This window comes from Gordonia sp. (in: high G+C Gram-positive bacteria), from assembly GCF_047602025.1.
In the GTDB taxonomy this organism is placed as follows: Bacteria; Actinomycetota; Actinomycetes; order Mycobacteriales; family Mycobacteriaceae; genus Gordonia.
On the sequence record NZ_JASGII010000001.1, the window covers coordinates 744,377 to 770,008 of the forward strand.

The following is a 25,632-nucleotide window of genomic DNA, read 5'->3' on the forward strand; positions in this document are numbered from 1 at the left end:
GTGCCGAGCCCGGAGCGGGTGCGCCGGGTCTGTCATCGACGCTATGGGGGTCATCGCCGCAGATCAGCGGGCCGCGGGACGATCTTTCCGCCCGCCTCGGGGCGGAGGAGGAATCCGCCCGTGGGCGGAGGAATCCGGCGCTCGGCGGGGCTAGGATCGCAAGGATGGCCTGGTTGTTCGACCGCTACCGTCACATGTTCGCGCTGACGGGCTACGACTACCCGCCGCATTACATGCTCATCGCGCAGGCGGGTCAGCTCTTCTTTTGCCTGTTCGCGGCCGGACAGCGCGTCATCGGGCACGCCGGGGACCTGGACGCGCGAGACTGGCTGGTCATCGTCGCCGCACTGGTCGTGGGGGCGGCACCGTCGTTCGCCTCGGTGGTCCAGTTCCACCGGCCGATGGTGGCGCTTATGCCGGTGCACTACATCGCCGCCGTCGTGCTGTTCTGGCTCCTCCCGGTCCACGGCGATGTCGCCCCGCTGATCCTGGTCCTGGGTGCAACGATGACGACCGCGGTCTCGGACTTCCGGCGCGCCGTCGCCTACCTCGCCCTGTTCGTCGCCGCGGCGATCGGCGGCGTGGTGTGCGGCGTCGCCGAGCAGGGCTGGCTGATGGTCTTAATGGTCTGCTTCGGCGGGATCACCGGGCAGCTCATGCAACAGCAGCTGCGGGCGATGGAGGCCGAGCACCGCGAGCACGAGCGGCAGCAGGTCGTGGACCGTGCCGGTATCGCCGGCGAGGTTCACGACGTGGTCGCCCACTCGCTGAGCATCGTGCTGCTGAACGTCACCGCGGCCCGTCGGGCGCTGGAGTCGGGCCGCGAACCGGGCGACGTCGACGAGGCGATCGAGGCGTTGCGCGACGCCGAGTCGCAAGGGCGCGAGGCGATGGGCGACGTCCGCCGCACCATCGAGCTGCTGCGCGACGACGGCACCCCGGAAACCGCGCAGCCCTCCCTGGCCGACCTCGACTCGTTGATCGCCGGGTTCCGGCGTGCCGGCTCGACTGTCGACTACCACTGCGCGCTGCCCGCCGGCGTCCTGTCCTCGGCCACCGAGCTGGCCGTCTACCGCGTCGTGCAGGAGTCGCTGTCCAACGCGTCGCGGCACGCACCGGGGCGGCCGGTCACGGTCGCCGTCGCGCCGTCCGCCGACGGCGGTGTCGCGGTGCGCGTCGCCAACCCGGTTGGCGCCGGTGTGCGCGTCCCGAGGCAGCCGGCCGGGCTGGGTCTGTCCGGGATGGCGTCGCGCGTCACCAATCTGGGTGGGACGTTCCGGGCGGGTCCGGTCGACGGCGAGTGGGTCGTCGACGCCCGCTTTGCCGCAGCGGCGGATGCGGCGGCGCCGTGCCCGATCCAGGAGGTCGTCCGTGGACGCTGACCCGATTCGCGTCGTCCTCGTCGACGATCAGGAACTGGTGCGCTCCGGGCTGCGGCGCATCCTGCGTCGGCGCGACGGGTTCGAGATCGTCGCCGAGTGCGGCGACGGCGACGAGGTGCCCGCCGCTGTCGCCGGGTGTGAGCCGGACGTCGTCGTCATGGATCTGCGGATGAAGCGGGTCAGCGGGATGGCCGCCACCCGGGCGCTGCGCGCCGCGGATGGCGACGGACGACCGGCTCCGCCGGTGCTGGTGCTCACCACATTCCGCGACGAGGAGCTGTTGTCGGAGGCGCTGCGCGCCGGGGCGGCCGGGTTCGTCCTCAAGGACTCGCCGGCCGAGGAGCTGATCCGCGCCGTCCGGCTCGTCGCCGCCGGTGAGGCGGTCCTCGACCCGGCGGTCACCGGCCGGGTGCTGGACACCTACCGATCGTCGAGTCCGCCGCCGAGCGGCGCGGGTGCGCAGGCGCTCGAGCGGCTGACGAGTCGGGAGCGCACCGTGCTCGAACTGATCGGCCGCGGGTTGTCCAACGACGAGATCGCCGCCGAGCTGGTCATCTCCGTCGTCACCGTCAAGAGCCACATCGGCAAGATCTTCCGCGCCCTCGACGTGCGCGACCGGGCCGCGGCGGTCGTGTTCGCCTTCGACCACGGCGTGGTGTCGCCGCGCAGTCAGAACCCGCGGTAGTCGCGCACCGGCATGCGGGGTCCGCGGCGCGGCGACCGCTTGCCGTAGAGCTCGCAGAGCCGCACGATGCGGCCGCGTTGACCGGCGAACGGGGCGAGTAGTTCGAGCATGCCGGCGTCGTCGACGGGCTCGCCGATCAGCGTCTGGCCGACGACGGCGGGCAGGTGGTAATCGCCGATGGGCACCGCGTCCGGGTCGCCGAGCGCGCGTCGCCGGGTTTCCGCGGCGGTCCACGGGCCGACGCCGCGCAGTGCGGTGAGGTGGTCGGCGCCGCGTTCGACGTCCATGCCCGCGGCCCGCACGATCGTCCGCATCCGAACCGGCTCGGCGCCGCTGCGGTGCCAGTCCCACACGGGGATCTGCGGCCAGTCGCGGCGCGGGGGCGGCACCCAGAGCTGTTCGGCCGGCCCCGGCGCCGGTTCGCCGAACTTGCGGACCAGGTAGCGCCAGGCGCGCCACGCCTCGGTGCCGACGACCTTCTGCTCCAGCACCGCCGGCACCAGTGCCTCCCAGACGCGGTCGCTGCGACCCAGGCGCAGGCCGGTGCCGCGGGACTGGAGTTCTCGCACGACGGGGTGGTCCACCGTCATCGCGGTGAGTGCCTCGGGATCGTCGGCGGCGCCCAGGAGGTCGGGGAAGCGGTCGATCAGCCACGACGCACCCGCTCCCCACGCCTGGGCGTCGACCGTGCCGGAGTGGGACCGCAGTCGTAGGGTGCCGGGGCCGTCGGGGGTGTGTGAGGTGCGCCAGATCGATCCGTCGTCGGAGTACCGCATCGTCGGGTCGCCGGTGCCGCGACGGTGGGCGCCCAGAGTCGCCCGCGGGTCGAGGGGAAAGGCCGGTGACCAGGTGCGGGTCAGAGTCACGGGGTGTTCACTGTGCCGGCCGGAGCATCGGCCAGACCGTCGGCCCGTTCTTCGGCAACGTCACTTCGTCGACCACGGTGAAGCCGAACTTTTCGTAGAGCGGGATGTTCACGCGGTTGGAGCTCTCCAGGTAGGCGGGCCCCTCGATCTGGTCCAGTCGGTGCCGCAGCAGCGCGCTGCCGATGCCGCGGCCCTGCTCGACCGCCCCGAGCGTCGAGAGGTACCAGTGCGGCTCGCGCGGGCGGTACCGCGGGAACACTTCCTCGATCGTCGCCCCCCGCATCATGCGACTACGCAGCGTGACAATCGCGTGGAAGGTCAGCGACGCGCGGTTCACCGCCGGTCGATAGCCGGGCGGATCCCACCAGGCGGCACCCACCGCGCGGCCGTCGTCGTCCAGGTACAGGCTCGACGCGCCAGGCGAGCGGTGGACATCGCTGAACCGCCACATCGCCTCGTCGCGCTTCGGGTTCGCGACGAGCCAGCGGATCAGTGGGTCGTCGTGAAAAGCGCGTGCGAACACCCGGTGGGCGTCCACCCGGTTCGTGTCGTCGATGGGCACGATCGGCATGGCGTCCACGCTAGTCCGGATCGGGTCGGCGGTGGTCGGGACCGACCCCCGTAGCCACTGAGTCGATCCCGACCGTTGCCGGTCGACGGTCCTTATGTAGTTCTCAATCAACGTGCGTAGTCCGTGGGGACCACTTCATCTCGTAGACGTTTCGGGTGGGTGTTTTGTGAGGTCGGGGTGAGGGGTTTTCAGGCGGCGGCGGTGGTTTGGGTGGTGAGGGTTCGTCGTTGGTGCCACCGGATCCAGTTGGTCGTGTTGGGAGCTTTGAACCAGGGGTGGTGATCGTGGCCGATGGCGACTTCCCAATGTTGTGCGTGGATGGCGGTGTGGTGGTGATAGCGGCACAGCAGGACCAGATTGTTGAGTTCGGTGAGGCCGCCGTCGGACCAGGGTTGGATGTGGTGGGCGTCGGTCCAGGAGGCGGGTTTGCCGCAGCCGGGGAATTGGCAGCCCTGATCCCTGGCGATCAGGGCGCGTCGCACCGCCCCGGTGGCGAGGCGCACGTTCTTGGTCATATCGAGCGGCACTGAGTCGGCCATCACGATTGCCGATAGTTCGGGGTTGCCGCAGCACAGTTCGGTGGCGGTGGCGGTGCTGATGGCGCCGGTGAAGCCCAGGCGCGGGGTCTCGGGCCGCTGCTCACCGTTGCCGGTGAGGGTGGGTAGGGGGACGGTGATGCTGACGTGGGGGACGACGCCACCGGATATGGGTCGGTCGGGTCGGTCCAGGTAGGCGTCGACCATGTCGACGAGGGCATCGGCCAAGCGTTGTGCCCGGGTGCGGGGGTCGCGGCCGCCGTCGGGGGCGGGGATCGGCTTGGAGAGGCCGTCGAGTGCGGTGATGAGTTTTTCTCCGCCCAGCTGGTCGAGGTCGGCTTCGAGGCGCACGCGTCCTTCGTCGGTCTGGACGATCGACGCTTCGTTGAGCATGGGGTTTTCCGCCGGCGGCACTACCGGCGGGTGGGCGGGGGCGAGTTGGTGGGCGAGTTCGCGGGCCGCAGCCGAAATCTGTGATGGTGCGTCCAAGCGGGCGTGGGCCAGGAGTTTCGTGGCGACAGCGTCTTTCACCTGGTCGAAGGCGTCGATGTCCATGCGGGTGGAGATGTGGGCAACCCCGGATGACCGCATCAGCGTGCTCCAACGTCAGGTCGCCGTCGCGGACTTCGCGGGCCAGGTGCGGCAGGGCCGCCAGGTTGTCTCCCAACCGGCCGAGTTTGCTGACCGTCGATGGCGCCAGCGGCAACTGTCGCAGTAGGTCGCGACCCGAGTGGAATTGCTTGCGCACTACCAGCCCGTTGGCCTGAGCGCGACTGGCGGCAGCAGCCATCAGATAGTGGGCGATGGTGGCCAGGCGGAACCCGGTGGCCATCACCTCCACCAGGGCTTCGTCGTCGACCAGGGGTTCGGCAGCGGCGAGCAGGGCGCCCAGGCCGCTGCCGGTTTCGACAGCGGTGGGTGCGAGGTCGTCGGACAGCTCGGCCACCAGCGTGGTGAGGTCGTGGGGTTGCATGGTGTCCTCCCTTGCCAACGTGTTGTGCTCTTACCTGTCTATCGAATACCAGTTCGAATCTGTTACACCGATGATGACACAGGGGTCTGACAAGGTTCAGATCAAGACAGGCCATTCGGATTTGGTGATCCAACCGAATACCGATAGATGTTGAGCATGAGCACAACGACCTCCAGCCGGAAGCCGTGGATCATCGCGGTGGTGGCGCTCGCCGTCTTCGTCGCGCTCGTCGCGATCGCCCGGACGACGGGCAACCCCGACCGTGCGCACGACAAACCGGCCGCCACCGGCAAGGTCCCGAACAAGCCGGGGGAGATGCCCGTCGTGCGCCGCGACGGCCGTGACCCGATGGGCATGGGCGACCCCGCGGCGCCCGTGGTCCTCGTGCTGTGGACCGACCTGCGCTGCCCGTACTGCGCGGTCTTCAACCGCAAGGTCCTCCCGATCATCGAGAAGGAGTACATCGAGCCGGGCAAGGTGCGGTTCGAGTCGAACGACGTCGCCTTCTTCGGTGAGCAGTCCGAAAACGCGGCCGTGGCCGCGCGGGCCGCCGGCAACCAGGGCAAGTACTTCGCGTACACGAAGGCGGTCTACGCCGAGGCGCCGGAGAAGGGGCACCCCGACCTGCCGCGCGACCGCCTCGTCTACTTCGCGAAAAAGGCGGGCGTCCCCGACATCGCCCGGTTCACCCGCGACCTCGACGACCCGGCACTGCGCGACAAGGTGCGCCAGACCACGGACACCGCGCAGAGACTCGGCGTACCGAGCGTGCCGTTCTTCGTCGCCGGCAACGCGGTCCTGTCCGGCGCGCAACCGGAGGACGAGTTCCGCACCTTCCTGGACGCCGCGATCAAGAACGCCGAAAAGTAGGACCGACAGATGAGCATCGGGCTGCTCGGCGCATTCCTCGGCGGTGTCCTGACGCTGCTCAGCCCCTGCTCGGTCATGCTGCTGCCGGCGTTCTTCTCCTACGCCTTCACCAGCCCCGGTGCCCTCGTCGCACGGACCGGCATCTTCTACCTCGGCCTCATCACGACGCTGGTTCCGTTCGGCATTCTCGCCGGCACCTTCGGCGCCTTCGTCAAGCAGCACCAGGCGGTGCTGGTCGGGGTGGTCGCGACGATCGTCATCCTGCTCGGCGTGGTGATGCTGCTCGGCATCCCGCTGCCGACGCTGTCCCGGGCGAGTAGCGCCGACGGGACGTCGACGGCCGCGGTGTACGCCCTCGGGACCGTCTACGGACTCGCCGGCGGCTTCTGCTCGGGTCCGCTCGTCGGCGCGGTCCTCGGCTACGCCGCGATCAGCGGCGACCCACTCATGGGCGGCATCATCCTGCTCGTCTATGCGGCGGGCATGGTCGTGCCGCTGCTGATCCTCGCCGCCCTGTGGGACCGACTGCCGGTCATCCAACGCCTGGTGCGCCCGCGCGAGCTGCGCATCGGTCGCTGGAGCAACACCTGGACGTCGGTCGTCGGCGGGCTGCTCACCATCGTCGTCGGCATCCTGCTGCTGCTGACCGACGGCACGACGTCGTTCGGCGGCCTCGTCGGCGCCAGCACGCTGTTCCGCGTCGAGTCGTGGATCATGCGCACGACGTCGGGCATCCCCGACATCGCCGTCGTGCTGATCGTCGCCGCGGCCCTCGGAGCCGCCTGGGCGGGTCTTCGACGTCGACGGCGCTCGAAGTAGCCGCGTCCACCGGTTGACTGCCGACCACGCGAGCCCATTATATATTAGAGAGATATCTCTAATAAAGGGGTCGAAGCCATGGTCGTCAACATCCATGAACGCGAGTTCCCGGTCGCGCCCGCGGCCGTCGCCGAACTGGTCGCCTCTCTGTCGAGCGCGGACGACCGACTCTGGCCCGTCGGCGCGTGGCCCCGCATGCGGCTGCATCCCGGCCTGGTACCCGGCGCGCGGGGCGGGCACGGACCGGTGCGCTACCGCGTGGAGCGCGTGGACGCCGGCGAGGTCGTCTTCCGCTTCACCGGGCCCGCCGGGTTCGACGGGTGGCACGGCTACTCGGTCCAGCGGCTCGATAACTCGACGACGATCCTGCGACACGAACTCCGGATGCGGGTCCACGGCTGGGCGCGCGTGACCTGGCCGACCTCCTTCCGCCCGCTGCACGACGCGCTCATCGAGGAGTCGCTCGACAAGGCGGCGCGCGAACTCGGTTGCCCGTGCACCCCCTATCGGCGCCCACCGTGGACGAGGCTCGCGTACCGACTGGCCGAGGCGGCGGGCGTGCAGCGCCCGCGGACGGCGGCGGTCTGAGTGGGCCGCCCCGCCAAGTACAGCGACGACGCCATCCTGGACGCCGCACTGGGCCTCGTCGCCGCCGAGGGACCGCAGGGGGCGACCGTCGTCGCGATCGCCGAACGACTGGGCGCGCCGTCGGGATCGATCTATCACCGCTTCGTCTCGCGCGACCTCGTCCTCGCGCGGTTGTGGATCCGCACCGTCCGGCGCTTCCAAACAGGATTCGTCGACGCCCTGGTCCGCCCCGACCCCGATGATGCCGCGCGCGCGGCGGTGACCCACGTGCTGAATTGGTGCCGGCAGCACCCCGACGAGGCGCGCGTGCTCACGCTGTACCGCCGGGACGACCTTGTCGCGCGGTGGCCGGACGAACTCGGTGCCGAACTGGCGACGCTGAACGGCCGGGTCGAGCGGGAGGTGCGCTCATTCGCCGGCCGGCGCTTCGGTGCGGCGACCGCGGAGACCGTCGGGCTGACCCGCTTTGCCCTCGTCGACCTGCCCTATGCCGCCGCGCGACAGATCATCCTCGACGACGGGCCGGTGCCGGAGTGGCTGGGCGGCGCGGTGCTCAGCGCCGCACGCGGCGCGCTGGCGACGGGGACGCGACCAGCGTGAAGTCCACCGGATCGGGCTCGCCGAGCATCTGCTCCATGGTCTTGCGGTCGAACGGCCACAGGTCGATGGTGCCGCCCTCGGTGAAGTACCAGGAGTTGCAGCCGGTGTTCCAGACCGTCGGGCCCATCGCCTCGGCGACCTGCTCGTAGAAGCGGTCGGTCGCCTCCTCGGTGACCTCGATGCGGTCGACGTCGCCGCGCGACCATTGCTCGATCCACTGCGCCAGGTACTTCGCCGTCACCTCCGCGGAGTGTTGCAGCGAGATCGAGCCGGTCGGCGAGTTCGGGCCGAGCACCGTGAACAGATTCGGGAAGCCCGGGATCGCGGTCATCCGGTACGCGCGCGGCCCATTGGCCCACGCCTTGTCCAGCGTCAGGCCGTCGGCGCCGGTGATCTCCATCGGCCGCATGTAGTCGTGCGCGCGGAAACCGGTGGCCAGCACGATGACGTCCACCGGGTGCTCCACGCCGTCGGCGGTGACGATGCCGGTCGGCGTGATTTTCTCGATCGCGTCGGTGACCAGCCCGGCGTTGGGTGCCTGAATCGCCCGGTAGTACGTGCCGGAGATGACCTGGCGCTTGCAGAGCGGCTCGTAGTCCGGCGTCAGCTTCCGGCGCAGCGCTCGGTCGCGCACCTGGCTCAGCAGCGAGAACCGGGCATAGCCCTGCACCGCTTTGCGCCGCCAATTCGGATTCAGCGCGATGTCCGGCAGGATGCCCGAGCCCCACAGCAGGCCCCGGTAGACGCGGCGGTGCACCTTGGGCAGTCGACCGAGGATGGCGGCGGTCCCGGGAAGCTGTGGCAGCTTCATCGGCGCCCACAGCACCCACTGCGGCGAGCGGACGAAATGCGTCAACCGCTCAGCGCCCGGCTGCAGCGCCGAGACGATCTGGACGCCGGTCGACCCGGTGCCGAGCACCGCAATGCGCTTGCCTTCGGTCACGACATCGTCGTCCCAGCGCGCGGTGTGCACGACGTCGCCGGCGAACTCGTCGAGGCCCTCGATGTCGGGGAAGGCGGGGTTCTCCAGCACGCCGGTCGCGCAGAGGACGAAGTCGGCGGGGATCGTCTCGCCGCCCTTGGTGGTCACGGTCCACTCGCCGGTCTTGTCGTCGAAGACGGCGCTGGTGACTTCGACGTTGCAGCGGATCAGGTCGGCCAGTCCGGCCCGCTCGACGACGTCGCGGTGGTAGCGCTGGATCTCCGGCCCGCTCGCCCAGAGCTTGCTCCAGTCGGCCTTCGGCGCCCACCCGAACTGGTAGATCTGCGACGGGACGTCGCACGTCAGTCCCGGGTAGCGGTTCCAGTACCAGACGCCGCCGACGTCGGCGCCCTTCTCCAGCACGGTCAGATCGGTGAAGCCGGCCTTTTTGAGGACGTGTGCGGCGGTGATGCCGGCGACGCCGGCGCCGATGATGACGATGCGCGGTTCCCGGCGGCTCATCGCGCGTCCTCCCGGTCCAGGGCGCGTGCGACGGTCTCCCGGGTCGACGTCAGCGACCGCTCGAAGGCGGCGGCGCGGTGGTCGCGGTTCATGAAGTTGGGCCCCAGGTTCGCGAGATCGTCGGCGGTGGGGGAGATGACGACGACGCGGGTGCCGCGGGCGCGGACCTGCTCGACCTCGCGGCGCAACACCGCCGACATCGGCTTGCGCAGCAGTGTCGACTCCAGCAGCCCGCCGACGCCGGGACCGCGCACGTCGTCGAGACCGGCCATCGAGGCGATGACGTATACGACGTCGGCCTCGTCGGCGCCGATCAGGTCGATCGACGCGGTCGACGCCGCCCCGCCGTCACAGTACTCGTGGCGTCCGATCTGGACGGCCGGCATCCACGCGGGGATGCCCCACGACGCGCGCAGCGCCTGGCTCAGCGTCGCCGCCGAGCTCAGCGCCGGGTTGTCGCCGGTCGCCTCGCCGGGGCCGGTGAAGGCGACGCGGGTGTCGTCGTCGGGCCGGTAGGCGACCAGGCGGATGCCCTTGTGGTCGACCCAGGCCGAGCCCGGTGGGCAGACCGACGTCGCGAGGCGGTCGAGCCAGGCGGCATCGCCGCGCCCGCGCGGGGCGATCCCGACGAGTGCGCGGTGGCCGCCGCGTCGGGTCAGCGTGCGCAGGCTGGGCAGCGACGGTCGGGGGATCGGCGGGAACGACGCCGGGGTGTCGGCGACATGGGCGGCGAGCCGGGCGTCGACGGGCATGTTCAGCTGCATGTCGACCAGGTCGCCCGCGGTGAAACCGCCGCCGAGCATGGTGGCGATCTCCGACCCCGCGGAGGTTCCCTGGATGACGTCGGCGGTGCGCGGGTCCCACTTGAGGTGCTCGGCGAGGGCGCTCAGCGCGGCGATCGACCACGCGCCGCCGATGGTGCCGCCGCATCCGATGGCCAGTGCGGTCTTGGTCATTTCGCCGCCTTCGCCGATGTGGTCGCGGCGCGTCCGCCGGTCGACGCGTTCTGGTCGGCGTGCCGCTCGATGCGGTCGAGGTAGTCCTTGCGGCCGACGGGGTCGAGGGCCATCGCCTGGTCGTGGCCAATGAGCTTGCGGACGGCGCGCTCGACGGTCTCCGGGACGAACGCCTCCACCAGACCCCAGCCGGGCAGGACCCAGGTGGGCGCCGACGTCTTTGCCGCACGCGTGGTCAGCGTGCGCAGCACCTGGCGGGCGACGTCCTCGGGGTCGACGGTCGGCAGCACCGACAGGTCGGCGCCGGAGGAGAGCTCGGTGCGGACCGCGGCAGGCATGATCGCCGACACCGTGACCCCGGTCCCGTCGTACTCGCGGCGAGCCGCCAGCGAACCGCCGAGGGCGGCGTACTTGCTGGTGTTGTAGGTGACCATGCCGGGCAGTGGGATCATCCCGGCCATCGACGAGACGTTGACGACGTGGCCGCGGCCGGCCTTCGCCATCAACGGCAGCACGGCGTGCATCCCGTTGAGCATGCCGCGCACGTTGACGTCGAGCATCAGGTCGGTGGTCGCCTCCGGCTCGTCGACGAAGGGGCCGACCGGCATCACGCCGGCGTTGTTGACCAGGACGTCGATGCGGCCGTGCTCGGCGATGAGTTCATCGAGGAACAGGGCCCACGAAGCGCGGTCGGTGACGTCGAGGCGACGGGCCACCGCGTTCGGGATCGTCGTGGCGGTGTCTTTGGCGATGTTCTCGTCGAGGTCGCCGATCCAGACGATCGCGCCCTTCGACGCGAACAGCTTCGCGGTTTCCGCGCCGATGCCGCGGGCGCCGCCGGTGACGATCACAACCGCCCCGTCGGGGTCGATCTTCGGCACCCCGCGCAGGTAGCCGACGCGCGAGGTCACCGCGCGCTTCATCGAACCGAAAACATCCATGGTGAACTTCCCTCGTCTGTCGCGGCTGGTGCGCCGACGACGGTGGTGGCGATCACATGAGTCTGCTTGAGATACTCTCGGTATGTCAATACTCTCGGTATCTGAGATGTAGCATCCGGGTATGACCACTCGGCTCAGCCGCGCGGAACAGCAGGCGCGGACGCACAGGGACCTGCTCGCCACGGCGCGCGCCGAGTTCCTCAAGAACGGCTACACGGCGACTCGGCTCGACGTGATCGCCGAGCGAGCCGGGTACTCCAAGGGTGCGGTCTACTCGAACTTCACCGACAAGCCGGCGCTGTGCCAGGCCGTGCTGGCCGATATCCGGCGCGAGAAGTTCGACGAGGTCGAGGTGATCGCGACGTCGTCAGACGACCTGGCGACGGTGGCCGACGCGCTCGGGGACTGGTTCCGCACGACGGTGGGCGACGTCGAGTGGACCTCGCTCGAGTTGGAGTTCAGCGCACTGGCCCGCACCGACTCCGTCGTGCGGGCGATGACCGTGGCGTCGCGGCGGGAGATCAGTGGCCGCATCGCACAGCTGCTGACCGACGTGCTCGGTGCTCCCGACGAGGTCGTGCCCGGCGTCGTGCTGCCGCAGATGTCGGACGTGGCCGACCTGCTGCTCAGCACTGGCATCGGCCTGGGTATCAGCCGGGCCTTCGACCCCGAGGTGTCGCTGGAGCCGGGTATCACCGGTATGAAGGCCGCCGTCGGCCTGCTGACCGCGGTCCGCGGTGCGACGGTGCCCCCACAGGGACTCGAACCCTGACTGGGCGGATTTTAAGTCCGCTGCCTCTGCCAATTGGGCTATGGGGGCGCGATCCCCGACCCTACCGGCCGGTTGTGGGCGGCGATATCGTTCGCCGCCGTCGGCCCACCGATGCCGTCAGCGCGTTGGGGTGAGACGGAGTGTCGTGGCGATTCCGTCGTCGGTGAGGATCGGGTCCAGAGTCGAGGCGGCGTACCGGCGGTACTTGCGGCGGTACGCGGCTTCGATGGCGTCGCTGTCGAGGCTGCCGACCTGTTCGACGGTCACCGGGGTCTTCGGGCCGCCGGTGGATACTGCCGCGGTGCCATCGCGGACGGCGCGGCCGTACCAGCCGGTGGTCCGCACCTCCCAGGTGCGGACGTAGAGCTTCTCGTCGACGACGACCATCCAGATCGGGACGGCCGACACCGTCGAACCGTCCTTGCGTCGCGTCTCGATGAAGAGTTCGTCCTGGGAGGAGAATTCGGCGAGTTCGGCCGCCGACCATGCAGCTGTCATGCCCGCGAATGTAGTCGACGCCGATCGAGGCTCACTCGGCGTCGACGACCAATACGGTTCCACCCTCGAGCCACGCGCGGTGCAACTCGATGACCTTGCGCCGGTTGGGCAGCCCGCTGCGGTGGAAGAGGTTTTCGGCGTAGTCGAACGGATGAGTGCGGCTGAACTGTTCGACGATCGCCGCCCGCTCGTCGTCGCGGGGTGCGCGGGCGATGCCCTGCAACGTCGAGCCGCGGAAGCGCAGTGTGACGTGCGGGTCGGCACGGATGTTCTTGAGCCACAGCGTCTGTTCGCCGGTGATGGCGACGAGGTAGGCGCGGTCGCCGTCGCGGTAGGCGCGCACGAAGGTGGATCGCGGCTCGCCGGACTTGCGCCCGACGGTGGTGAGCTCCGCGACGCCGTCGGGCATCCGCACGGCGAACCACGGCCGGTGGATCGCGCGCAGCGCGCGGGCGAAGCGCTGGCGCTCGCGCAGCGGTGCGTCCGCACTTGCCGCGCCGAACCGCTCGAATGCGTAGCGCCCGTCGCGGTAGCGCAGGTGCTCGGGAATCTCGATCGGGTCCGGCTCCATCGCTTCTCAGGGTGCGCTCCCCGGTGGGGCTGCGCAAGACCCATGGCCTGTCCGACCGCGGCGGTAGGGTTCGCCACGGAAGGAGGCCCGATGACCACCAAGGTGCACTTCTACACGGCGATGACCCTCGACGGCTTCCTCGCCGACCCCGACGACTCACTCGACTGGCTGCTGCGCCAACCCGAGCAGGACCCGGCCGGCTTCGGCGCCTACGACCCGTTCATCGCGAACATCGGCGCGATCGTCATGGGCCGGGAGACCTACGACTGGGTCGTGCGCCACCTGGAGCGGTCGGGGGAGAAGTGGCCCTACGACATGCCCGCGTGGGTCATGACGACCAGGGAACCCGCGCCCTTCCCCGACGGCGACATCCGGTTCGCGTCGGGCGGCATCCGCGGCGTCTACGACGAGATGGCGGCCGCGGCGAACGGCAAGGACATCTGGGTCGTCGGCGGTGGCGATCTGGCCGGACAGTTCGCCGACGAGGGGCTCCTCGACGAGATCCACGTGTCCATCGCGCCGGTCACCCTGGGCGCGGGAAAACCGCTCCTCCCGCGGCGCTACGACCTCGAACTTCTCGACACCGCCCGCAACGGGCCGTTCGTCTGCGCGCGCTACCGGTTCCTGGGGCCGCTGGCCGAGGACGGTCGGGCTTGACGGTTGATCCCGTAGCAGCCGGTGATCGGGTCGCGGAACAATGATCGCCGCGGCGGGCGGAAAGTTGCGATCACGAACAGCGCGGCTGGCAGCCCGAGAAGTGCGAACCCGCCCGCTCCGAAGCCGGTGGTCGTCGCTCGCTCCACCCCGTAGCCGCCGAGCTGGACGACCATCACCGCGGCGGTGAAGGTCGCCAAGTGAGCGCCCACCTCGACCGCGACGGACGGAAATTCCACTGTTCGCGTAACCCTGTCCAGGCCGAGAAGTGTCGCCGCGGTGATGGTGAACGCAACAATTTTCGCAGTGGCGATACCTGCTGGTGGATCAGTTGCGACGGCTTGCACCCCGGTGAACGCGAGTGCGGGCCAATAGGCCATTTTGAGGTGTTCCCAAGGACTCTCGTTCACCGGGGCGAAGACGCCGACGAAGGCGCAACGACCTGATTGCTCGAATAGGAAGTGCAGCAGCGCTCCGCCTATGACGATGACTGGTACGGCGGCCAGTTCCCACTGCAACATGTCGTTCCTTCCCGAAGGTCGTTTTGATCCGAGTGTCAGGACGGCGGCATGAGCACCGAGTCGATGAGGTAGATCGTGGCGTTCGACGCCTTGATGCCGCCGCAGACGACGCCTGCGTCGCCGACCTTGAGGGCGTCGCCGCTGCCGGATACGGTCACCGGCGTTCCCTCGACGGTCTTGTGCTCACCGGCGATAGCGTTGGGGGCCGCCTGACCGGCGACGACGTGGTACTTGAGGATCTTGCCGAGCAGATCAGCATCGGTCTTGAGCTTCTCGACCGTCTCCGGGGGCAGCTTGGCGAACGCGTCATCAGTCGGCGCGAACACCGTGAACTCGGCGCCGTTGAGGGTGTCGACGAGGTTGACCTGCGGGTTGAGCTGGCCCGACACCGCCTGGGTGAGGGTCTTCAGCAGCGGCACCTGGCCCGCGGCGGTGGCCACCGGAACCTTGGCCAGCTCGCCCACCGACGCCGGACCGGACGGGTTGGCCGCGGCGTAGCTGGCGCACCCGGGACCCACCAGGGCCGGGGCGTCCATCGCCATCGAACTCATGGGTGCCGAGGCGGCCGGCTCCTTGGTCGAGGTGGAGCAGCCCGCCAGGGTGGCGAGGGTGAGCGCGGCAGCCGAGGCAGCGATTGCGAAACGTGCGGGTCGAGCGACAACCATGATTCATCCAATCTCCGAAGTGGCCGCCACCGTGATTCGGTGGCGTCATCGGTGATTCGATGTCGACCGCGCTGCGGATGGGTGCTGTCTCAGCGGAGTGGCAGTTGGGCGACGACCGCGCTGGTTGGCTGCGCCGAACCGCCCGGCGGTTCGACGGTGAATGCCAGGCGGCTCGCCGTGCGGATCCCCGGTATCACGGCCGTCGTCGACGGTGCGACGTCCGCGGGGCCCATGGTGCCCGCCGACGTCATCGCACCGCCGGGGCCTTCCAGCCACATCTGGTAGACCGTGCCGGGCCGCGGCGGCGGCACGTCGTTCATCACCAACACGGCGGTGTCCGCACGGTCGGAAACCGTGAGGGTGGCGCGACCGGTTGCCACGGCGCCCGACACGGACCTCGCGTCGCCGGCGGCGAAGACCCGCTCGGCGGCCGGGCTTTCGCGCACCTCGCCGGACTTGGCGCCCAACAACCAGCCCACCGTGCCGGTCGCTATCGCGATCACCGCGGCGGCGGCAAGGTACGCGAGGCGACGGGACAACCGCGTCCGGTCCCCTTCGGGAACTGGCGCCGCACCCGCCGCCACCGACGCCAGAATCGTGGCGCGCAGGTGCTGCGGTGGTGGGGTCGCGGTCGTCGCGCTGGTCCTGGCCATTGCTTCTCGTGTGCCGCGCAGTGCCCGTTCGTACACGGCCCGCTCGTCGGGCGACCCGGCGGCCAGGCGAGCATCGAGCTCCGCGCGTTCGTCGGCGTCGATGGCGTCGAGTCCGACCAGGGTGGCCCATTCGATGAGCTCGTCGTCAGACATCGCTGTCCCCCAAGCACTTGCGCAACCGGATCAGGCCGTCCCGGATGCGGGACTTGACGGTCGGGAGGGCCACCGACAACCGTTCGGCGACTTCGCGATATGTCAGCCCGTGGTAATACGCCAGGTCGACTGACTGCCGTTGGGTGTCGGTCAGCGTGTCCAGACAATCCTGCACCTGGGAGGTCGTCTCCCGCGCGGCGACGACCTCGCTGACGTGGTCGAACTCCCGGTCGGCGGCCTCGGCCGCATACTGTTTGTTCCGGTTCGCGACGGCTGTCTCCCGGCGCACCCGGTCGACGGCGCGGCGGTGGGCGATAGTCAACAGCCAGGACAGTACCGAGCCGGCTTCCGGATCGTAGGAATCGGCCGCGCGCCAAGCTTCGAGGTACACCTCCTGGGTGACCTCTTCGCTGTAGCCGGGATCGCGCAGCACCCGGAGCACCATGCCGTAGACGCGCGCACTGGTTTCGTCGTAGAACTCGCCGAAGGCTGCGGTGTCACCGCCAGCCGCGCGCTCGAGCAGGTGGGGCAGGCCCGCGCCCGTCGATGCCGTCACGATCACGACGGTATACCAGTGTTTCGCCGTCGTGGCGGACGCGGGAAGAAGAAGGCCGTGCGCTGTTGGTACTCCGCATATCCCGGCCGCTGGGACATCGTTTGTTCCAGGAGTCGGGCGCCGGTCGCCACGACGAGGAAGTAGGTCATCGCCACCGGGGACAGCACCGTGACCACGCCGGGCCACGCGCTGGCCGCGATCAGCCAGAGCCCCCACCACAGGCAGGCGTCGCCGAAGTAGTTGGGGTGCCGCGTCCACGACCACAGACCGTGCTCGAGGATGGTGCCCTTCGCGGCCGGGTCGGCTTTGAACCGTCGGAGCTGGGCGTCCCCGATCACCTCGAAGGCCATGCCGACGACCCACAGCGCGAGGCCGATGCCGGCGACCACGAGACCCACGCCGGTGGTGGGCCCGGTGACCGCCGAGACCTGGATCGGGAGGGAGACGAACCATTGCGCGACGCCCTGGGTGCCGAACACTTTGCGGGCCGCGACGCGGGCACGCGGCCCCGGGTTCCGGGCGAACAAGTCGTCGTAGCGCGGATCTTCGCCCTTGCCGCGCGACTTCACGAACATGTGCCACGACAGCCGCAGACCCCACACGGTCACGACCACCGCGAACAACCAGCGCCGCGTCGCGTCGCCGCCGCCGATCAGCAGGGCGAGCCAGGAGACGCCGACGAATCCGAGTCCCCAGGACACGTCGACGACGTTGTACCGGCCGATGCGGTGACCCACGGCGAAGGTCGCCACCTGCAGGATGGCGAGGAAGACCAGCGACGCCCCGCTGACTGCGGCGAACCCGGCGAGCCCGCTCATCGCGCCAGCCTCAGTTGTGCGACGTCGAGATAGCCGGACCGGAAGCCTGCCTCGCAGTACGCCAGGTAGAACTCCCACATGCGCAGGAAGGTGTGGTCGAAGCCGAGGCGCAGCACCCGGTCCTTGTTGGCGTAGAACCGCACGCGCCACAGGCGCAGCGTCTCCGCGTAGTGCGATCCGCGCAATGAGGTGCCGGTGATCCGCAGTGAGGTGTGCTCGCGCAGGCACTCGCCGATTCCCCGCAGCGACGTGAGCTGTCCGCCGGGAAAGATGTACTTGTGGACCCAGGTCTGCGTGGGCTCGGACTCGATCAGGCGATCGTGCGGCATCGTGATGGCCTGGATGGCGGCGCGGCCGCCCGGTGCCAGGAGACGGTCGATGGTGCCGAAATAGGCCGGCCAGTACGAGCGGCCCACCGCCTCGATCATCTCCACCGACACGATCGCGTCGTACTCGCCGTCGACACTGCGGTAGTCCAGCAGGTCCACGGTGATCTGGTCGCCGCGGCCCGCCTCATCGATCCGCTTGCGAACGAAGTCGCGCTGCTCGGTCGACAGCGTCACCGATCGCACCGTGGCGCCGCGCTCGGCGGCGCGAAGGCACAACTCGCCCCAGCCGGTTCCGATCTCCAAGAGGCGGGTGCCCGGGCCGACCTCGGCCAAGTCCAGGATGCGCTCGATCTTGCGGCGTTGGGCGTCGGCGAGGTGGTCCCATCGCGCCTGTTCCCGCTGCACCGGGTCGGCCCCGAAAAGTGCGCCCGAGTAGGTCATCGTCTCGTCGAGGAAGGCGGCGAACAGGTCGTTGGACAGATCGTAGTGGCGGGCGATGTTGGACCGCGTGTTGGCCGTCGTGTTCTCCTCGGACGAAGGCTGCGACGGCAGGGCCAGGCGGCGTAGACGGTGCAGTGGCCGCGGGACCAGGTCGTAGGCGTGGTCGGCGAAGTCGGTGAGCACTCCCACCAGGTCGTCGGCAGTCCACTCGCCGGCCATGTACGACTCGCCCAGGCCGATCAGACCGCTGGTGCCCAGGCGCCGGAAGAAGGCGGACGGTCGGTGAATAGTCATCGTCGGGCCGTCGTCGGGCAGAGCCGAGCCAGGGGTGACGACGTGCACGCCGGCGCGCACGCCGGCGCGGCGGAACAACCTGGCGGCGATCGCCCCGCGGACGGCGGCGGACGGTCCGGCGGGGATCGTGTCGACGTCGGGCCAGCGCGGAGTCAGACTTTCCGCGGCCAGGGAAGGGGCCGAGCTCATCGGTCCTGCCTTTCCTTCGGAGTGGTCGGATTGAGGGCGACGGTCGAGTGGTGGTCGTGGGCCGGTGGCGGGTTGATCTTGAGACCGCGCAACCACAGTCGTATGCCGTGGAGGCGGATGCGTGCGGACACCACCAGGGGGGCCATGGGGGCGGCGAGTTGGGCCAGGATGATCTGCGTCGTGTTGGCCGGCTGCGCGCGACCGGTGAGCGTAGCCGTGAAGTCGCTGGCGCCCGGGCGCGACAGTGCGACAGACACGGCGATGCGGTCGTCGTCGGCCGGGTCGGACAGCCGGATCCGGTAGGTGCCGCTCACGTCGTGGAAGGGCGACACGTAGAACTCCTTGGCCACCTCCGCATGCCCGTCGTCGTCGAGCTCGACGATGTAGCAGTGGCGGCCACCGTAGGTGTTGTGCACCTCGGCAATGGCGTACTCGAGGGCTCCGTCGGCGGCGTAGCACCAGTAGACGGTGATCGGGTTGAAGACGTAGCCGCACACCCGCGGCGACGTCAGGGCGATGATGCGCCCCGTCGGCGCCGCCACCCCCGCGGCGCGCACGTGCGCGGTGAGCCGTCCGCGCAGCGTGTCGCCGGGCGCGGCGGGCTCGGGAAAGTGGTCGTCGGGTCGAAAGCGGGCGAACGGGCGCAGCAGCGCGGGCAGTCGGGGCAGGTCGTCGAGGTCGACCAGCCAGGTTCGGCTGCGATAGCTGAATCGGTGCACGAGCGGATCGGTGCGGCAGTGCACGATCCGCGCATTGACCATGGCCGGGACGGGCGCGCTCATCGGACTGCCGCCGCAGTGGTCGCAGGCCAAGCGACGCCGAGCCGGGACGCCGCGCGCACGCCGGAGGCAGCGCCGTCCTCGTGAAACCCCCACCCGTGGTAGGCGCCGGCGAAGGCGACCCGGTCGGTGTCCAGGCTGGTGAGTTCGGCCTGGGCCGCCACCGATGCGGGCGTGTAGACGGGGTGTTCGTAGGCCATTTCGTCGATGATCGTGGTCGGATCCACCAGATCGGTGCGACCCATCGTCACCAGGAGTTGGCGTTCGTCGTCGGGCAGCCGCATCAGCCGGGTGAGGTCGTAGGTGACGATGATCGAGTTCGGTGAGTGCGGGTCGTCGGCCGGAATCTGGTAGTTCCACGACGCGCGAGCACCGCGCGCCCGCGGCAGGACTCTCTCGTCGGAGTGGAGCACCGCGGGCTTGCCCAGGTAGTCGATGGCGCCGAGGATGCGGCGGTGCGCCGCCGACGGCTCGGCAAGCATCTCCAGCGCCTGGTGGGGGTGGGTGGCCACGACGACCCCGTCGTAGGCCTCGGTGCGCGGCGACGTCGCGGAACCCGCCTCGACCTCGACCCCCGCCGGGGTCTCGCGAATCCGGCGGACCGGCTCGCCGAGGCGCACTTCGCCGATCTCGCGAATCCGCCCGGCCACCGCATCGACGTAGGTGGCCGAACCGCCCACCACCGTGCGCCAGGTCGGCGACCCGAACACCGACAGCATGCCGTGGTGGTCGAGGAAGGTGAACAGGTAGCGGGCCGGATAGTGCGCTGCGGTGTCGCTGTCGCAGGACCACACCGCTGCCACCAGGGGGAGTAGGAAGTTCTCGGTGAAGTACGACGAGAAGCCCTCGTGGGCGACGAACTGCGCCAGCGTCTCGTCGGCGCCCGGCGTTTCCAGGACGGCCCGGGCGGCCCGATGGAAGCGAATAACTTCACCCAGCATGCGCAGATACCGCGGGCGGGTGAGGTTTCTGGGCGTGGGGAACAGTCCGCGGAGGCCGCGCGCGCCGGCGTATTCGAGGCCGGTCGCCGCCGAGCGGACCGACATCGACATGTCGGTCTCCTGGGTCGCGATGCCGAGCTCGGCGAACAGGCGCTGCAGGGTCGGGTAGGTGCGGTCGTTGTGCACGATGAAGCCGGTGTCGACGGCGACCGTCGCACCGGACGGCTGGGTGACGCGATGCGTATCGGCGTGTCCGCCGAGTCGGTGGTCGGCTTCGTAGAGCGTCACCCGGTTGCCGCCGTCGGCGAGGACGTAGGCGGCGGTCAACCCGGCGACGCCGCTGCCGACGACGGCGAAAGAGCGCGATCCCATACTGATGGTTCGTCGCCGGTTTGCCCTTGGATGGCACGGTTGCCGGTGATCTGCACCACACAGATCGACCAATCCGCAGCCGGCGTAGCTACGAATCCCCGGTGAACGTCCAGCCGATCCCCGTGATCGATCCCGAGAGTGAGGAACCCCGATGCCATCACGCTTTGCCCTGCGCCTGGCGACGACCGTCGCCGCGGCCCTGGCCGTCTTTCCGCTGAGTGGAGTCTCGGCGGCCTCGGCGGCGCCCGGTACCCTGCAGCCGGTGCGGTCGCTCGACGTGCCGCGGTACCTCGGGGCGTGGTGGCAGCAAGCCGCGATCCCGGGCTTCTACAGCCTGCGGTGCGCGCGCGACACCGTCGCCCGGTATGGCCTGATCGATCCGATGACGGTGTCGGTCAACAACCGGTGCATCTCGCCGACGGGCCAGCGCGACGGCATCGTCGGCAAGGCGAAGGTCGTCGACCCGAAGACCAAGGCCCAGTTGGCCGTGAGCTTCCCGGGCGTGCCGTACACCTTCGACACGAAGGACCGCCCGAACTACGTTATCGCCTGGGTGGCCAATGGCGATCGCCCGGGCGACCCGTACAAGTACGCGATCGTGGGGGACCCCGACCGCCTGTCCGGTTTCATCCTCGCCCGCTCCCGGGTGATCTCAACGCGCACGCTGCTCATGCTGCGCGCGCAGACGGAGCGGCTCGGGTTCAACTCCTGCCTCTTCGTCATCTCGCCGACCACCGGCGGCCGATCGGACTACACGCCGCTCTGCCTCGTGCGCTGAGTTTTGCGCACGTGGTTCACGGGTTTGCCCGTTCGGGCGGCCGCCTCCGCCGGTGGGCCTAGACTCGGCCCACCGGCGTCGGCCGGTCCGCCGTCGATCGGAGTGGCCATGGGCTTCGTTTTCGGTTTCGCGCCCTGGATCGTCTACTGGATCCTCGTCGGCAACATCGCCTTCCGCGCCGCCGTGCTCATCGCGCTCGGCGTGGCCGTTGTCGCCGCCCTCGTCTCGCGTTGGCGCAGCGGCAAGTGGCACTCGCTCGAGGTGGGCACGGTGCTCGTGTTCGTCGCCCTCGCGGTGCTCGCGTTCACCGTCGACGACCACTTCCTGGAACGCTGGCTCCAGCCGATCGGCAACGCGGGCATCTTCCTCGTCGCCCTTGGCGGCGTGCTCGTCGGCCGTCCATTCGTCCGCGACTACGCCGAGGCATCGGTCGACGCGGCGACGGCCCAGTCCGACGGGTTCCGGGTCATCACGACGGCGATGACGTGGATGTGGGTCGTGGTCTTCGCCGCCATGACCGTCAGCGCGCTCGTCCCGCCGATCCGGCAGGGCGAGGCGACCATTCGCGACGGCGGCTCCACGCTGTCGATCCTCTGCTACTGGGTCCTGCCCTTCACCCTGATGGGTCTTGCCGGCGCCGTGTCCGGCGCCTTCCCGCCGTGGTTCGACAAGCAGAGTGCCGCCATCGACGCGCAGCAGGCGAAGGCCGCCGCGCTCGCCCCCGTCGCGCAGCCCGCGCCGCCCGCCGACGAGACGGCACCGGGCCTGCAGATCGACGCACCCGCGCAATCGCGCCACGACGAGGCGTTCTCCCTCTCGATCACCGGCGCCGCGCCGGCGACCCTCACCGTCGAGGGCGCCGATCTTTACGGTCGGACGTGGCAGTCGACGACGACGGCCGTGACCACGGCCGACAGCTCGGTGATCTGGACGATGGACACCGCCGACGGAGAATTGTTCGTCCCGCCGGCGCAGCCGTGGCAGCTGCGGCTGATCGCCACGGCCGGCGACAGGCGCACCACGCGGACGGTGCTGCGGACGGCGAAGAGCCCGGGCGTGAGCGTCGAATCGATCGAGGTGGCCGGGCGCCCCGCGCTGCTCGCGACGCCGGACGTTGCACACGGGCCCGTCGTCGCCTGCTTCGGGGGTTCGGAGGGCGGCGTCGATTCGCAGCGCGGGGCGATCGAGGCGCTGGCCTCGCGCGGGCACGTCGCGCTGGCCGTGGGCTGGCTCGACGAGGGGGCCGCGAGCATCGAGAACATTCCGCTGTCCCGGTTCTCGGCGCCCATCGGCTGGCTGCGCCAGCAGCACCGCGGGCACCGGGTCGCCGCGCTCGCCATCTCGCGCGGCGCCGAAGGATTGGCGGCCGCACTATCCCTCGGCGCCGAACCGGTCGACGCGGTGGTGTTGATCAGTCCGAGCAGCGTGATGTGGCAGGCGATCGGCGGCGACGGCGACATCCCCGACACTGGCTCGTGGTCCACTGCTGCCGGACCCGCGCGGTGGGCGCCGCTGCCCGACGGGGCGCTCATGCCGCAGCTCGTCGGCAACGCCTGGCGACACACCTGGGCCGGTCACCGCGGCGATGCCGCCGTGCGCCCGCTACGGCTGCGCCCGGCGTACAGCGCTGGGCTCAGCAGAGGCGTGCCCGACGACGCGCTGATCGCCAGCGAGAAGATCGACTGCCCGATCCTGTGCCTCACCGGAACCGACGACGCGCTCTGGCCGTCGGGGGAGATGGCCGACGCGCTGCTGGCCAGGCGCAAGAATGACGGCGACCGCCACATCGCCTATCCGGGGGCGGGTCACCTCATCCGTTTCGGTGTGTACCCGGCTACGGAGCAAACGGTCGGCGGGATCGCGCTCGGCGGCGAGCCCGAAGGCCACGGGCGGGCGTGCCTCGCGGCTGTCGACGACGTCGTAGCGTTCCTGGCCTAACGGGACACGGCGGCGGCCACGGCGAACCGGTTGGCCGGCTCCCGAAGACCGAGGTGATCGCGGAGCGTCGCGCCGGTGTACTCGCTGCGGAACAGGCCGCGCGCGACGAGGATCGGCACGACGTGCTCGGTGAAGTCGGTGAGCCCGCCGGGGAAGTACGGCGGCATCACGTTGAACCCGTCGGCCCCGCCGCCGAGGAACCACTCCGTGAGTTCGTCCGCAATCTGCTCCGGCGTGCCCGCGATCACCCGGTGCCCGCGGGCCCCGGCCAAGCGGTGCAGCAGGCCGCGCAGGGTCGGACGGTCGCGTTCGACGATGGCGGCGACTACCTGGCGCCGCGACCGTCGGTTGTCGGTGACGCCGCCCGCATCGGCGAACAGCTCCGGCGGCACCGGTGCGTCCAAGTCCAAGCCGCTCACGTCCTCGCCGGTGATCGACGCGATCTGGCGGATGCCGTAGGCGGGTACGGTCAGCTCGTTGAATTCTTGCGCGAGTTCGGCCGCTTCCCGCTCGGTGGAGCCGACGAACGGGCTGACGCCGGGGAGGATCAACACCTGGTCCGGGTCGCGGTCGCGCCGGGCCGCCTCGGTCTTGATCGCCGCGTAGAACGCCTGCGCGTCGGCGAGGGTCTGTTGGGCGGTGAAGACGACCTCCGCGTACTCTGCGGCGAACACGCGACCGGCGTTGGACGCGCCGGCCTGCACGAGAACCGGGCGCCCCTGCGGCGTGCGGGGGACGTTGAGCGGACCGCTGGAGGCGAGGAAGCGCCCCTGCGCGTCGATCCGGTGAATCCGCTCGGGATCGGAGTAGCGCCCCGACTCCTTGTCGAGCAGGATCGCGTCGTGCTCCCAGCTGTCCCAGAGCCCGGTCACGATGTCGACGAACTCGCGGGCCCGGGCGTATCGGTTCTCCGGGTCGGGGTGCCGGGTGCCGAAGTTCGCCGCGGCCGCGGCCGCATCGGTCGTGACGATGTTCCAGCCGGCGCGGCCGCCCGACACGTGGTCCAGGGAGGCGAACGAGCGCGCCAGGTTGTACGGCTCGGAGTAAGTGGTCGACGCGGTGGCGATCAGCCCGATGCGTTCGGTGGCCGCGGCAACGCTCGTCAGGGTGATCAGCGGATCTAAGCGGCCGACGGCGTTGAACTCGATCGCCGCGTTCAGGCTGGGGCTGTCGGCGAGGAAGATCGCATCGAAATGCGCGGCCTCGGCCGCCTGCGCCAGCTGCTGGTAGTAATCGGCGTCGTAGATGCGTTCGGGCTGCGATTTCGCATAGCGCCAGGCCGCCTCGTGGTGGCCGGGCGGGTAGATGAAAGCGTTCAACGCCATCTGAGACCGGGTGCTCACGGCCGTCCTCTCGATTGGGATGATCGGACGATATGTCCGTGGTCGCAGTCGGTACAGGCAAAGAATCAGCGCAATTGTGACTCGACTCGCTGCGGTCCGCCGACGCTACCTTCGTAGCCGCCAGCACCAGGGAGGCTTGCGATGTCCGGACCGCTCAACCTCGCGCACCTCGAGTCGTTGGTGGCCGTCATCGACACCGGCGGGTTCACGCGAGCGGCACGGACGCTTCAGCTCAGTCAATCGACGGTGAGCCAACACATCATCCTGCTGGAGAACCGTCTCGGCACGGCGCTGATCGTTCGCGACGCCCGCGGGATCCACCTGACTCCGGCCGGTGAGCGGCTGCTCACCGGGGCCCGCGAGCTCCTCGTCGCGCACGACGAGCTGGTCCTCGATTTCACCGCGCCCGCGACGGCGCAGGTGTCGATCGGTTCCACCGAGCATGCAGCCGACCGGTTGCTGCCCAGCCTCATCGAATCGGTGCGTTCGGCTTATCCGGACCATCGGGTGACCTTCACCCTCGACAGGTCCACCGAGCTGGCGGACGCGGTCGACGCGGGCCGACTCGACCTTGCGCTGACGCTCGCCTTGGCCGACGACGCGCCGGGCCGCCGGGTCGGCTCACTGCCGCTGCGTTGGTTGGCGGCGCCCGCCGCCGCCAATCGCGTTGTCGACGACCCGACGGTGCGCCTGGTTGCGTTCAACGGCGCGTGTGGCATCCGCGAGTTGGCGGTGCGGCGGTTGCGCGGCATCGGTCGCTCCGCCGAGATCGCCGTGCAGTCGGCCACCCTCGACGGGGTGGTCACCGCCACGCGCGCCGGCCTCGGAGTCGCGCTGCTGCCCATCCTCCGCGAGGTGCCGGCCGGACTGCAGGAAGTTGCTCAGCTCCCCGAAGCGGGCCGTGTGGACGTCAACCTGATCGCACGGCGGGGAATCGACGGTCGGCTGTCGCGGGCCGCGGCCGATGCCGTCGCCGGGCTGCTCGGCTGACCGGTTTGCACCGAGCTGAACCCAACGCGCCGGCGAGCGCCTGCACCGCGGTCGACCAGCGGGTTTAACGGCACATCGGAATCTCCGATCGGGGGCATCGCAAACCATCGTTGGCCGCGCGACGACGTGCGTTCCTACCGTCGTCC

28 protein-coding genes and 1 tRNA gene are annotated in these 25,632 nt (G+C 70.0%); 11 read left to right on the top strand and 18 right to left on the bottom strand.

Annotated features, from left to right (window positions below; all coding sequences use genetic code 11):
* Window positions 1-164: 164 nt before the first annotated feature.
* Both QM728_RS03760 and QM728_RS03765 read left to right on the top strand, forming a co-directional pair.
* Window positions 165-1,382, top strand: a complete 1,218-nt coding sequence (locus QM728_RS03760) for a sensor histidine kinase (protein WP_415030711.1) — start codon at window positions 165-167, stop codon at window positions 1,380-1,382.
* Window positions 1,372-2,067: a response regulator gene (locus QM728_RS03765; RefSeq protein ID WP_415030712.1), complete on the top strand. Its 696-nt coding sequence runs from the start codon at window positions 1,372-1,374 to the stop codon at window positions 2,065-2,067. The genes QM728_RS03760 and QM728_RS03765 overlap by 11 nt, the downstream gene beginning before the upstream one ends.
* Here the strand turns inward: QM728_RS03765 and QM728_RS03770 are convergent.
* The 3 genes from QM728_RS03770 to QM728_RS03780 all read right to left on the bottom strand — a co-directional run bounded on the left by QM728_RS03770 (window position 2,052) and on the right by QM728_RS03780 (window position 4,595).
* The gene (locus tag QM728_RS03770; protein ID WP_415030713.1) at window positions 2,052-2,933 is read right to left on the bottom strand and encodes a DNA-3-methyladenine glycosylase family protein; all 882 of its coding nucleotides are present in this window, start codon (window positions 2,931-2,933) and stop codon (window positions 2,052-2,054) included. The two genes, QM728_RS03765 and QM728_RS03770, sit on opposite strands and share 16 nt — an antisense overlap.
* 7 nt (window positions 2,934-2,940) lie before the next feature.
* Entirely contained in the window at window positions 2,941-3,504 is a 564-nt protein-coding gene (locus tag QM728_RS03775) for a GNAT family N-acetyltransferase (RefSeq protein WP_415030714.1), read from the bottom strand.
* A 188-nt stretch (window positions 3,505-3,692) separates the two neighbouring features.
* Window positions 3,693-4,595 (bottom strand): DUF222 domain-containing protein, encoded by a 903-nt coding sequence (locus tag QM728_RS03780; RefSeq protein ID WP_415030715.1) that lies wholly within the window; start codon window positions 4,593-4,595, stop codon window positions 3,693-3,695.
* A gap of 574 nt (window positions 4,596-5,169) precedes the next feature.
* On the opposite strand from QM728_RS03780, the gene QM728_RS03785 reads away from it, so the two are divergent.
* The 4 genes from QM728_RS03785 to QM728_RS03800 all read left to right on the top strand — a co-directional run bounded on the left by QM728_RS03785 (window position 5,170) and on the right by QM728_RS03800 (window position 7,890).
* The gene (locus tag QM728_RS03785) at window positions 5,170-5,883 is read left to right on the top strand and encodes a DsbA family protein (RefSeq protein ID WP_415030716.1); all 714 of its coding nucleotides are present in this window, start codon (window positions 5,170-5,172) and stop codon (window positions 5,881-5,883) included.
* Between the two features lie 9 nt (window positions 5,884-5,892).
* Window positions 5,893-6,702: a cytochrome c biogenesis CcdA family protein gene (locus QM728_RS03790; protein WP_415030717.1), complete on the top strand. Its 810-nt coding sequence runs from the start codon at window positions 5,893-5,895 to the stop codon at window positions 6,700-6,702.
* Window positions 6,703-6,780: 78 nt separating this feature from the next.
* Window positions 6,781-7,290, top strand: coding sequence for an SRPBCC family protein (locus QM728_RS03795; protein ID WP_415030718.1), 510 nt, complete (start codon window positions 6,781-6,783; stop codon window positions 7,288-7,290).
* Entirely contained in the window at window positions 7,291-7,890 is a 600-nt protein-coding gene (locus tag QM728_RS03800) for a TetR/AcrR family transcriptional regulator (RefSeq protein ID WP_415030719.1), read from the top strand.
* Here QM728_RS03800 and QM728_RS03805 read toward each other — a convergent pair.
* From QM728_RS03805 to QM728_RS03815, 3 genes are read right to left on the bottom strand one after another with little or no spacing between them, the layout of a single operon-like run.
* Window positions 7,844-9,334, bottom strand: a complete 1,491-nt coding sequence (locus tag QM728_RS03805) for a flavin-containing monooxygenase (protein ID WP_415030720.1) — start codon at window positions 9,332-9,334, stop codon at window positions 7,844-7,846. The genes QM728_RS03800 and QM728_RS03805 overlap by 47 nt on opposite strands.
* The gene (locus tag QM728_RS03810) at window positions 9,331-10,290 is read right to left on the bottom strand and encodes a patatin-like phospholipase family protein (RefSeq protein WP_415030721.1); all 960 of its coding nucleotides are present in this window, start codon (window positions 10,288-10,290) and stop codon (window positions 9,331-9,333) included. Before QM728_RS03810 ends, QM728_RS03805 begins: the two co-directional genes overlap by 4 nt.
* On the bottom strand, window positions 10,287-11,213 hold the full coding sequence (locus QM728_RS03815; protein ID WP_415032827.1) for an SDR family oxidoreductase: 927 nt from the start codon (window positions 11,211-11,213) through the stop codon (window positions 10,287-10,289). The genes QM728_RS03810 and QM728_RS03815 overlap by 4 nt, the downstream gene beginning before the upstream one ends.
* A 139-nt stretch (window positions 11,214-11,352) precedes the next feature.
* Between QM728_RS03815 and QM728_RS03820 the strand changes: the two genes are divergently transcribed.
* Window positions 11,353-12,003, top strand: a complete 651-nt coding sequence (locus tag QM728_RS03820) for a TetR/AcrR family transcriptional regulator (protein WP_415030722.1) — start codon at window positions 11,353-11,355, stop codon at window positions 12,001-12,003.
* Here the strand turns inward: QM728_RS03820 and QM728_RS03825 are convergent.
* The 3 genes from QM728_RS03825 to QM728_RS03835 form a co-directional block, all read right to left on the bottom strand.
* Window positions 11,978-12,051 (bottom strand) — tRNA-Leu (locus QM728_RS03825). The two genes, QM728_RS03820 and QM728_RS03825, sit on opposite strands and share 26 nt — an antisense overlap.
* 69 nt (window positions 12,052-12,120) lie before the next feature.
* Window positions 12,121-12,501 (bottom strand): DUF2255 family protein, encoded by a 381-nt coding sequence (locus QM728_RS03830; RefSeq protein ID WP_415030723.1) that lies wholly within the window; start codon window positions 12,499-12,501, stop codon window positions 12,121-12,123.
* Window positions 12,502-12,532: 31 nt separating this feature from the next.
* Window positions 12,533-13,072 (bottom strand): nitroreductase family deazaflavin-dependent oxidoreductase, encoded by a 540-nt coding sequence (locus tag QM728_RS03835; protein WP_415030724.1) that lies wholly within the window; start codon window positions 13,070-13,072, stop codon window positions 12,533-12,535.
* A gap of 90 nt (window positions 13,073-13,162) precedes the next feature.
* On the opposite strand from QM728_RS03835, the gene QM728_RS03840 reads away from it, so the two are divergent.
* Window positions 13,163-13,729, top strand: coding sequence for a dihydrofolate reductase family protein (locus QM728_RS03840; RefSeq protein ID WP_415030725.1), 567 nt, complete (start codon window positions 13,163-13,165; stop codon window positions 13,727-13,729).
* Here the strand turns inward: QM728_RS03840 and QM728_RS03845 are convergent.
* From QM728_RS03845 to QM728_RS03880, 8 genes are all read right to left on the bottom strand, one after another.
* On the bottom strand, window positions 13,687-14,247 hold the full coding sequence (locus QM728_RS03845) for a DUF6512 family protein (RefSeq protein ID WP_415030726.1): 561 nt from the start codon (window positions 14,245-14,247) through the stop codon (window positions 13,687-13,689). The genes QM728_RS03840 and QM728_RS03845 overlap by 43 nt on opposite strands.
* A 35-nt stretch (window positions 14,248-14,282) precedes the next feature.
* The gene (locus QM728_RS03850; RefSeq protein ID WP_415030727.1) at window positions 14,283-14,912 is read right to left on the bottom strand and encodes a fasciclin domain-containing protein; all 630 of its coding nucleotides are present in this window, start codon (window positions 14,910-14,912) and stop codon (window positions 14,283-14,285) included.
* An 89-nt stretch (window positions 14,913-15,001) separates the two neighbouring features.
* Window positions 15,002-15,718 (bottom strand): anti-sigma factor, encoded by a 717-nt coding sequence (locus QM728_RS03855; RefSeq protein ID WP_415030728.1) that lies wholly within the window; start codon window positions 15,716-15,718, stop codon window positions 15,002-15,004.
* Window positions 15,711-16,274 carry an ECF RNA polymerase sigma factor SigK gene (gene sigK, locus QM728_RS03860; RefSeq protein ID WP_415032828.1) on the bottom strand — a complete coding sequence of 188 codons (564 nt, stop codon included), beginning with the start codon at window positions 16,272-16,274 and terminating at the stop codon, window positions 15,711-15,713. Before sigK ends, QM728_RS03855 begins: the two co-directional genes overlap by 8 nt.
* A gap of 2 nt (window positions 16,275-16,276) precedes the next feature.
* Window positions 16,277-17,092, bottom strand: coding sequence for a DUF1295 domain-containing protein (locus tag QM728_RS03865; RefSeq protein ID WP_415030729.1), 816 nt, complete (start codon window positions 17,090-17,092; stop codon window positions 16,277-16,279).
* Window positions 17,089-18,345: a class I SAM-dependent methyltransferase gene (locus QM728_RS03870; protein WP_415030730.1), complete on the bottom strand. Its 1,257-nt coding sequence runs from the start codon at window positions 18,343-18,345 to the stop codon at window positions 17,089-17,091. Before QM728_RS03870 ends, QM728_RS03865 begins: the two co-directional genes overlap by 4 nt.
* Window positions 18,342-19,127: a DUF1365 domain-containing protein gene (locus QM728_RS03875; protein ID WP_415030731.1), complete on the bottom strand. Its 786-nt coding sequence runs from the start codon at window positions 19,125-19,127 to the stop codon at window positions 18,342-18,344. The genes QM728_RS03870 and QM728_RS03875 overlap by 4 nt, the downstream gene beginning before the upstream one ends.
* Complete coding sequence (locus QM728_RS03880) at window positions 19,124-20,437, bottom strand: NAD(P)/FAD-dependent oxidoreductase (RefSeq protein WP_415030732.1); 1,314 nt, start codon at window positions 20,435-20,437, stop codon at window positions 19,124-19,126. Before QM728_RS03880 ends, QM728_RS03875 begins: the two co-directional genes overlap by 4 nt.
* A gap of 151 nt (window positions 20,438-20,588) precedes the next feature.
* Here QM728_RS03880 and QM728_RS03885 point away from each other — a divergent pair, with 151 nt between their 5' ends.
* Window positions 20,589-21,215 (top strand): lipocalin family protein, encoded by a 627-nt coding sequence (locus QM728_RS03885; protein ID WP_415030733.1) that lies wholly within the window; start codon window positions 20,589-20,591, stop codon window positions 21,213-21,215.
* Between the two features lie 108 nt (window positions 21,216-21,323).
* Window positions 21,324-23,153 (top strand): acyl-CoA thioester hydrolase/BAAT C-terminal domain-containing protein, encoded by a 1,830-nt coding sequence (locus QM728_RS03890; protein WP_415030734.1) that lies wholly within the window; start codon window positions 21,324-21,326, stop codon window positions 23,151-23,153.
* On the opposite strand, the gene QM728_RS03895 is transcribed toward QM728_RS03890, so the two are convergent.
* On the bottom strand, window positions 23,150-24,478 hold the full coding sequence (locus tag QM728_RS03895; protein ID WP_415032829.1) for an LLM class flavin-dependent oxidoreductase: 1,329 nt from the start codon (window positions 24,476-24,478) through the stop codon (window positions 23,150-23,152). The two genes, QM728_RS03890 and QM728_RS03895, sit on opposite strands and share 4 nt — an antisense overlap.
* 159 nt (window positions 24,479-24,637) lie before the next feature.
* Between QM728_RS03895 and QM728_RS03900 the strand changes: the two genes are divergently transcribed.
* Window positions 24,638-25,486, top strand: coding sequence for a LysR family transcriptional regulator (locus QM728_RS03900; RefSeq protein WP_415030735.1), 849 nt, complete (start codon window positions 24,638-24,640; stop codon window positions 25,484-25,486).
* The last annotated feature ends 146 nt before the right edge of the window (window positions 25,487-25,632 follow it).